Annotated in this window: 11 protein-coding genes; 4 read left to right on the top strand and 7 right to left on the bottom strand. The window is 37.3% G+C overall.

Annotation, left to right across the window (positions count from 1 at the left end):
* The 4 genes from L659_RS1000000124120 to L659_RS0113550 form a co-directional block, all read left to right on the top strand.
* On the top strand, window positions 1-602 hold a 602-nt coding region (locus L659_RS1000000124120), incomplete at its 5' end, for a PQQ-dependent sugar dehydrogenase (protein WP_442960113.1).
* 153 nt (window positions 603-755) lie between these two features.
* Window positions 756-935, top strand: coding sequence for a DUF6435 family protein (locus L659_RS0113560; RefSeq protein WP_024590894.1), 180 nt, complete (start codon window positions 756-758; stop codon window positions 933-935).
* Window positions 936-1,524: 589 nt separating this feature from the next.
* Window positions 1,525-2,073, top strand: coding sequence for a hypothetical protein (locus tag L659_RS0113555; protein WP_024590893.1), 549 nt, complete (start codon window positions 1,525-1,527; stop codon window positions 2,071-2,073).
* Window positions 2,074-2,323: 250 nt separating this feature from the next.
* A complete protein-coding gene (locus L659_RS0113550; protein ID WP_024590892.1) occupies window positions 2,324-2,686 on the top strand; it encodes a hypothetical protein in 363 nt (120 codons plus the stop codon).
* Between the two features lie 39 nt (window positions 2,687-2,725).
* Here the strand turns inward: L659_RS0113550 and L659_RS0113545 are convergent, their stop codons facing one another.
* From L659_RS0113545 to L659_RS0113515, 7 genes are all read right to left on the bottom strand, one after another.
* A complete protein-coding gene (locus tag L659_RS0113545) occupies window positions 2,726-3,178 on the bottom strand; it encodes a GNAT family N-acetyltransferase (protein ID WP_024590891.1) in 453 nt (150 codons plus the stop codon).
* A gap of 60 nt (window positions 3,179-3,238) precedes the next feature.
* Window positions 3,239-3,832 carry a DUF2238 domain-containing protein gene (locus L659_RS0113540; RefSeq protein WP_024590890.1) on the bottom strand — a complete coding sequence of 198 codons (594 nt, stop codon included), beginning with the start codon at window positions 3,830-3,832 and terminating at the stop codon, window positions 3,239-3,241.
* A gap of 61 nt (window positions 3,833-3,893) precedes the next feature.
* Window positions 3,894-4,685 (bottom strand): SDR family oxidoreductase, encoded by a 792-nt coding sequence (locus L659_RS0113535; RefSeq protein WP_024590889.1) that lies wholly within the window; start codon window positions 4,683-4,685, stop codon window positions 3,894-3,896.
* Between the two features lie 60 nt (window positions 4,686-4,745).
* Window positions 4,746-5,249: an Mpo1 family 2-hydroxy fatty acid dioxygenase gene (locus L659_RS0113530; protein ID WP_010553511.1), complete on the bottom strand. Its 504-nt coding sequence runs from the start codon at window positions 5,247-5,249 to the stop codon at window positions 4,746-4,748.
* A gap of 84 nt (window positions 5,250-5,333) precedes the next feature.
* Window positions 5,334-5,741 (bottom strand): hypothetical protein, encoded by a 408-nt coding sequence (locus L659_RS0113525; RefSeq protein ID WP_024590888.1) that lies wholly within the window; start codon window positions 5,739-5,741, stop codon window positions 5,334-5,336.
* Between the two features lie 71 nt (window positions 5,742-5,812).
* A complete protein-coding gene (locus L659_RS0113520; RefSeq protein WP_010553509.1) occupies window positions 5,813-6,487 on the bottom strand; it encodes a Crp/Fnr family transcriptional regulator in 675 nt (224 codons plus the stop codon).
* Between the two features lie 3 nt (window positions 6,488-6,490).
* A complete protein-coding gene (locus tag L659_RS0113515; protein ID WP_024590887.1) occupies window positions 6,491-7,162 on the bottom strand; it encodes a hypothetical protein in 672 nt (223 codons plus the stop codon).
* Window positions 7,163-7,795: the final 633 nt, after the last annotated feature.

The raw sequence follows: 7,795 nt of genomic DNA, 5'->3' as shown, positions 1-7,795 counted from the left end.
GCTCGCGCGACATAAACCCGCAAGATCTCACGCGGGACGGCGGTAAAATTTATCGCTTACACGAAGATGGTAGTATCCCAAGCGACAATCCGTTTGTTAAACAAAAAGATGCAAAACATGCGGCATGGTCTTATGGGCACCGTAATCCACAAGGCATGTGGTTTGATAATCAAAACAATATTTTATGGTCTCACGAGCACGGACCACGCGGCGGCGATGAACTTAATATTATAAAAAAAGGCGCTAACTACGGATGGCCTTTAGTAAGTTATGGCGTTAACTACAGCGGTACCAAGTTTACAGACCTTAAAGAAAAAGACGGCATGCAATCGCCCGTATTACATTGGACCCCTTCAATTGCCCCTTCCGATATGTTGTATGTAACGAGTGATAAATACCCAAAGCTTAAAGGTAAGCTATTATTAGCATCAATGAAATTTGCATTCATTAGCGCACTGGAGCTCTCAAAAGGTAAGGTTGTTAAGCAATATAAAATACTCGATGGAATAGGCAGAGTACGCAGCTTAGCCCAAGGCAGTGATGGTTTTATTTATTTAGGTATTGATGGGCAAGGTATTAAACGCCTAGAGCCAGAAACGTAAACACTAGAACTAGCACACAGTACGTTAATAATTACACCGTGTTTACTTTGCGCTTTTAAAGCGCAAAGTAAACATTTTCACCAAACAAAGAACTATTAAGCCCATTAATGCGTACACTAATTACATATAATTTAATAAATTAAGAGAATACTAATGTTTTCATTTTTAAATCCTGACCCAATAAAAAAACTGCGTAAAGAATACGACGTAAAGCTAGAGCAAGGCATGCAGGCACAAAGAAAAGGCGACATTAAAAGCTTCGCCATGTTAAGTGCAGAAGCCGAAAAAATCTGGAGTGAAATAGAAACTTTAGAGGCTAAAAAAGCCAAATAATACCAATCGTGTTAAGTTATTAGACATTTATAGCGACGGATAAATAAAGCGATAACAAGGCATAAATTTCGACATGTAGTTGTTCTACATGAGAAATTTATAACGCCGTTAACGCTTTATTTAGCACGCTAGAAAGGCTAAATATTTAAGTCGATTGGTATAAACATCGTGTCTGCCCTGTCTTTAAAGTAGGAAGACGCGTTTAGTAAATAATTCATGACCTCGCTTTACAGCTTCCACCATCCGTAAACCACCTTTTATAATATGCTTACACAAACAAGTGTGCTTAAAGCGGTTACTTGCATTATCGCCACCGTTTTTTAGTGGCTGTTAAATGATTTACAATCGGGTTTGGTTTTCATTTTAAATATTTAATTGCTGCATTTATGTACCGCGCTGGCGTTTCCCCCTAAGTCTAAAAATGAGGACGTTTTCCTCTTTTCTGCATATTATTAAAAGAACAGCCCGACTCAAAGTTTAATACTCGCAATGTGTTACAGGATTTGTTATTAATATTAAAAATAATTAAGAGGACATACTTTGCTCATAAAAAGAGGGAAGTGTCCTCGATAAAGCTGTTAGAAAGCCTATGAAGAATTTGAGTTACCTTTTAACTTTGTTGTTTTTATTTGGTTGTGGAAAGAAAGAGCCTGACATTGTTTGGGATTGGGGGTATTTACCTTCATCAGAAATATCTAACTCTAAACGGGAACAATGTGCTCACGAGTATTACCAGTCTTTTCCAATTTCGACAGATAGTGGAGAAAGCCTTAGGATTGGACATAGTTCTATTTCCGGCCGTTCTCATAAATACTATATTGGTTCTGGTTGTATGGTTGCTACTGTAAGCACAAGAGTCTATTTAGATGCTGACAAACAAGCTAATAATTTTTACTCGGTTTCTGTCTTAATGCCAACTTTAGATGATAGGTGCAGGAGTAACTCTTATATACCAGTATGTAAGGAAAGCTTAGTTAGTCACACTGTCTTATTTTCTAGAGATATTTCAGCTAGTGAGATTGGTGACTATTTTAAAAGTAAGACTATGAATCAAATCGTAAGTTACGACGAACACAGTCGTGTTGTATCTTTTCAACTCAGAAATAAAAGCCTTGAGTATGGGATGCAGGCTTTCTAACAAAACAAATTAAAAGTGCGGACAAAAAACAGTTGGCTTTGTTCGTTCCTCACAAATTTTAGCTAACTATTTTTTGCCGTTTATTTGCGGCGTTGAGGCTGTAGAATTACTCTTTTTTAAGAAAAGCAGCCTCTTTTATGGGTTCCAAGTGCATTACCTAATGCTTTAAAACGCTTAGAGTTAATTACAGGAACTGGTTTTTTATTCAATTTGGCTGTTGGAGTTATTCTACAGTTTCATTAGGTATTACATGAAGTTTGGAATCACGCTACTAGTTTTAATTTTTTCATCACAATCGTATGCGTGTTTTAATGGTGTTGGTTATGAGCAAAATTGGAATGACTCAATTAACTTACTTTCTATTTCTCTAATCATTGGTATTCTTGCAACGTTAACTAGGTATTTGCAAAAAGTTAAGCGGTTATATCTTCCCATAACAATACTGGTGATTGCATGTATTCCTTCTGGATTAGAAATGTTGCGTTATGGTAATGGAGATTGTGGATCTAGTTTAATGCAAGTTGCTATCTTGCCAGTTTATACAATGTCACTTGTTCTGCTATATGAGACCGTTAAGTTAGTAAAAATGAGGTTTGGCGTAAGTAATACCTAACAAGAACATTAGACGGAATTTGTTCTTCCCCCCCGTTTATTATACCTCACGATTATTTTTACCATACACATCCTCAGGACTTATTTGCATTAGTAGTGCGGGGTTATCTATTGGTTTAAACCCGTATTGCGCATAAAGGCCATGCGCATCAGAAGTCGCTAATAAAAAGCGCCTGAGCCCTTGTAGCTCAGGGTGCTCTACTATCGTTTTAATAAGTAACTTACTCAGACCATTACCTTGCAAATCTGGGGTAATAAATACATCGGCTAAATAGGCAAAGGTTGCTTTATCGGTCACTACCCTAGCAAAGCCAACTTGTTCGTTATGAGCGCTGTAAACACCAAAGCACATTGAGTTATCAATAGCTGATTGCATCACGCTTTTAGGAATGCCTTTGGCCCAATAGCTATTAGCAATAAAGTTATAAATAACGTTAAAGTTAAGTTTGCTTTTGTCTGTGCTTATTGAGTAGTTACTAATGTTTGCGCTCATAAGTTAATAGTCTTTTTTACCAACGTTTTTATAAACATTTCTATAGAACGTTCCTATAGCCTATAAATAATATTTAACGTTTTTTAGCTGTTTGTCGTGTACTTTTGAAAGTACTAATAGCGAGCAAATAGCCCCAAATAACGCCAGTCCCATATCTGATTGGGTATCCCACACGTAACCTTGCGTGCCTAAAAATGCTTCTGCGTTTTCGCCGCTTAACACTGCAACCCACCACTCTATTAATTCGTAAAACGCGCTAAATGCTAAACATACCGAAATAACAAAGGTGATTAACCAGCCTCGACCATTTACTACTTTTTTGCGCAGTAAAATTTCGCGTGCTAGTAGTGCAGGTACAAAGCCTTGAAAAAAGTGCCCTACTTTGTCGTAGTTATTACGCTCGCTACCAAATAGATTATCGAAAAAAGGGACTTCGGCGTAGGTGTAATGCCCGCCAATCATCAACACAATGCAATGCGCTAAAATAAATGTATATAAAATAGGAGTAAGTTTAAAGTGGCTATAGGTACTTGCTAGCAGCACTAAACCAATAATTGCGGGGATAACTTCAAGCAGCCATGTAAATTGATCTTTTGGGTTAATACCAGACCAAATTAATACAATAAAAAACAGGCTCAGCCATAAATACTTCATTTAGAATCCTTTTCTAAATTGATCAAATTTCCGGCATTTTACGCCTTTGAAATAAACGACGCTACCTATAGTTTGTTTTTGCGGTAATGCGATTAAACAAAGTAGGGAAAAAGCGCTTAATTGTAGGCGCCCAACCACTTAAACCTTTGCCAATAATCACTTCGTCTTTTTTATCGCTAATGGCACGAATCATTTTTGAAGCCGCTACGCTTACATCCATGCCATTTTCTATCGACTCTTCTGGTTTATTTTGCGCTATGCCTTGCTCGTTTAGTGAGTTATGCGCAATTGCTGTTTTAATAGAGCCAGGGCAAATTGTTAAACAATGAATATTATGTTGTGCTACTTCTGCACGTAGGCAATCCATAAAACCAACCACCGCATATTTTGAACCCGAATAACCTGTTCTAAATTTTGAACCTACTTTACCCGCCACACTACTAATAGACACAATTGAGCCACTGCGCTTTGCCACCATAGTAGGCAACACAGCTTTAGTAAGTGCAATTAAGCCAAAGTAATTAACCTCCATTAATTGGCGGTACACGTTAAAGTCGTTTTCTAAAAATAAACTGCGCTGCGATACGCCGCCGTTATTAATTAAAATATCTATTGCAGGAAGCTCGCTCATTTTTGCTGTTACTGTACTCAGTACATGCTCTGGCTGGGCTAAGTCCAGCGGCACAACTAAGTGCCCTTCGCCTTTAAGCGTTGCTTTTAAATCGTTTAGTTTATCTACATTGCGCGCCGATAAAATAACGCGCGCTCCAAGCTCGGCAAATTGTATAGCAAGCTCTTTACCAATACCTGACGATGCCCCGGTGATCCACACGGTTTTATTATTATATTGCATGCGTTATCTGCCCTTTTATTGTTATTTATTAGGTTTTATAAAGGTACTTAGTAAAGTATTTTACGCCTTTGTAGGACCTGCTATTGCGTTTACTTCATCTTCTAATGTTTTGTAAAAACCCATTAAAAATAGTAGTTCAACAGTTACGTACAAAGGGCCAATAATTAAACCAATTAGGTCATCTACAAACGCCGGTTTTTTACCTTCGTAATAGTGCCCAATAAACTGTAATACCCAGCCAAATACAAACACACCTACGCCAATACTCAACCAAGGCCAAAACGCCATTGCCGCAATAGGCTGAGCACCAACAAGGAGTAAAGTGAATATCACGGCCATAATGAAGCCAAGCGAAAAGCTCAGCATAAAATAATAAACAACCGACGCTAATACAAAAAGTTGTGCACCATCAATTACTACACTACCAAGGGGTATTTGAATGCGCGCTAGTAAACACAACGCTGCAAATACAATGAGCGGAATACCAATAAAGTGCGTTAGTACATTACGCTTAGAACGATGATACAAACCATATTTACCAAGTTGCTGTTGAAGTGTTTTCATTGTTTTGCCTTTATTTTTATATATAAAACTTACTTTAGCAAAAGTAGACACAACAACAATGTCAAGTATCCGACATTTTGTAAATTAAACAAATGCAGAAATTATTTTACCCGGCTCATGCTCACCTTTCATATCCGTTCGCTCGCGCCCTTTTTGATACTCTTGCTCAAGCATTTTTTGAAGTTCCTCTATTTTATCAGCAATTACGCTAGGGTCTGCGCCTTCACTTTGCTGTTCTTTAATGAGCTCTTCTATTGTCGCTTTTAGTTCGTCTATTTTGTTTTTGTTTACACCTAAGCGCTGATAAACCAGCGCTTCTTGAGCACTTTCTAAAAACGTTGGTTCTTTAGGAGCTGAGGTAATGCCTTTAACATCATTTGTTTTTTCGTTAGGGAGGGTATTAGTTGCCGCAACTTCGCTTAGTCCTGCCGCTTTATTTAATGCAGGAGAGTTATAGTTACTATATTGATTTTTAAAGGTTATTGTAGTCATTAGCTCAAATCCATTGTTGCGTTACATTATCTGTAGCAATTTTGGTTCCAACTAAATAAAGCATCCTCTATTTAAGCTTGTGTAGCACGGGCCTGTAACTTTTGTTTATCTAAAACAGTTATGCGTTGATACCCCAAACTAATAGCTTGTAAGCTAACAAGCTGTTGCAGTATTTGATTAATAGTTTGGCGCGTTAGGTAGGTCATATCAGCAAGTTGCTGCTGAGATAAAACAAGTGGTGTTAAGTGCTCTGTATGCTCGCTGAGCATTAAAAGTCGATTGCATACTTTTTGCTCAGCGCTTAGTAATGCGTGATCTTCCATTGAGGTAAACATTAGGCGTAACTTTTGTGCCAACAATAAACCAAACTCTTGCCAATATTGTGGCTGTTCGTTTAATAGCTGTTCAAGCTCGCGTTGGGGCACGTAAAAAAGCACAACATCAGTTTGTGCATATACGTCATGAGTACGCAGGCCACCATCAAACAAGGTAACTTCGCCAAACCAAAGTGATGAATCAATAAAGCTCAATACGGCTTCTTTGCCTTCGTTACTTACGCCACTAATACGCACCACGCCGCTAAGTACGGCATAAATTCCATCGTGCTTATCACCTCGCAAAAATAATGATTGCTGAGCTTTTAGCGAGAGCGTTTTGCCCTGCGTTAATAAAAAGCTTTTTAAATAAGCGCTACGGTTTTTAAACCAATGCCCTTGCTCTATTACGTTTTGCTGCTGTGGAGTCATTATTTACTGCATTTGCTTATTAAATGGCTGTTTTTCGATAACCAATTTTTTAGGGAAATTTAAATCGGTTGCTATAACAAAATCATCGTAAGGATCATTACCCGAAAACAGCTCAGTTATTAATGTATCGTTTTTATAAACATTAACGGTTACACCGCTGCCCATACCGCCTGAGTTAATAATATAATAATGATATTCGCCGTTACTAAAAAATAAAATACTCTCGCCAATACGCCCTACTTGCCTGTAGTAACTACCAAATGGTGCATCCGGTGTTGCTTCTTTTTCAAGCCCTATGTCATTAACTCTACCAAATCGATAACTAAGCGATGAGTCATCTTTTGCAACACAAATAGAAAGCACTTTATCGGTAGGCTCTAACTTGTAGGCTGTACTTTCATCTGGGTTACGCACAACTTTATGCATTTTTGCGTTAATGTAGGCTGCTTCATTACTTTTACAATGTGTTGCTAGCATACCGACCACTAAAGCGGGTTCGTTTGTTTGAGCTGCTGGAGATGTGTTTACTTTGAGATCAGAGGGTAAGTTACTTGCATTACTATTTAGCTGAGGGCTATCTTGCATTGCCATACTTTGGTCGTCACAACCAAACAGTGCAAATAAGAAGAAAGAATAAAAGCTCGCTAAAAATTTAATGCGCATAATAAAATCCATCTATGAGAGAGCCTTTAAAATAGCGATAAAACTAGCGACCCGCAACACTCTTATGCGCAATACTTTATAAGTTTATTTTTAAACCATCTTCTGCAAAAACTACGTTACTTTTTAGTGATTTAATTAACGATTTTTTAAACAACTGCTGATTTTTTAATGACCGATTCATAAAATGAGATAGAACCGCCGCTTGATGCGTTTGCATCAATAGCGTTGTACATAATCACTACATCGGCATTTTCGCTAAGTTAGCAAACGTACCTATTTTTTAGTTGAGTGACCAGCGGCCGATTTATTAATTTTAGCTTGTATTAAAAGCTGATTTAAACACCTTATAAAAGTGTTTAAATAACTAAATGAATCAATAATCGGTTTTCTTATAATAAAATGTTGTTACACAACTATTCAAAACGGTTTTTTATAACCACCTGTAATTTATAATTTAAATAAAATCAAATCTAAAAAACATACATTTTAAAAACAATTTAGTCTCATTTTATTAAAACAATAGTTGACCCTATTTAAAATTTAAACTAGCATTTCTGGAAGCGCTTCCACAAAACTCAGTTAAATGCACCTTTCTGGAAGCGCTTCCATACATTTGACAATGTTTATAATTACACAATAACAGCC

Source organism: Pseudoalteromonas sp. S8-8 (genome assembly GCF_000497875.1).
Classification (GTDB): domain Bacteria; phylum Pseudomonadota; class Gammaproteobacteria; order Enterobacterales; family Alteromonadaceae; genus Pseudoalteromonas; species Pseudoalteromonas arctica.
Note: the sequence above shows the minus strand (reverse complement) of the source record. Positions and strands in the feature narration are given on the sequence as shown.

Bases quoted from the DNA above. Each gene is read 5' to 3' on its own strand.
- L659_RS0113560 (WP_024590894.1), top strand. From the start codon at position 756: ATGTTTTCATTTTTAAATCCTGACCCAATAAAAAAACTGCGTAAAGAA.
- L659_RS0113535 (WP_024590889.1), bottom strand. From the start codon at position 4,685: ATGCAATATAATAATAAAACCGTGTGGATCACCGGGGCATCGTCAGGT.
- L659_RS0113525 (WP_024590888.1), bottom strand. From the start codon at position 5,741: ATGACTACAATAACCTTTAAAAATCAATATAGTAACTATAACTCTCCT.
- L659_RS0113520 (WP_010553509.1), bottom strand. From the start codon at position 6,487: ATGACTCCACAGCAGCAAAACGTAATAGAGCAAGGGCATTGGTTTAAA.
- L659_RS0113530 (WP_010553511.1), bottom strand. From the start codon at position 5,249: ATGAAAACACTTCAACAGCAACTTGGTAAATATGGTTTGTATCATCGT.
- L659_RS0113515 (WP_024590887.1), bottom strand. From the start codon at position 7,162: ATGGATTTTATTATGCGCATTAAATTTTTAGCGAGCTTTTATTCTTTC.
- L659_RS0113545 (WP_024590891.1), bottom strand. From the start codon at position 3,178: ATGAGCGCAAACATTAGTAACTACTCAATAAGCACAGACAAAAGCAAA.
- L659_RS0113555 (WP_024590893.1), top strand. From the start codon at position 1,525: ATGAAGAATTTGAGTTACCTTTTAACTTTGTTGTTTTTATTTGGTTGT.
- L659_RS0113550 (WP_024590892.1), top strand. From the start codon at position 2,324: ATGAAGTTTGGAATCACGCTACTAGTTTTAATTTTTTCATCACAATCG.
- L659_RS0113540 (WP_024590890.1), bottom strand. From the start codon at position 3,832: ATGAAGTATTTATGGCTGAGCCTGTTTTTTATTGTATTAATTTGGTCT.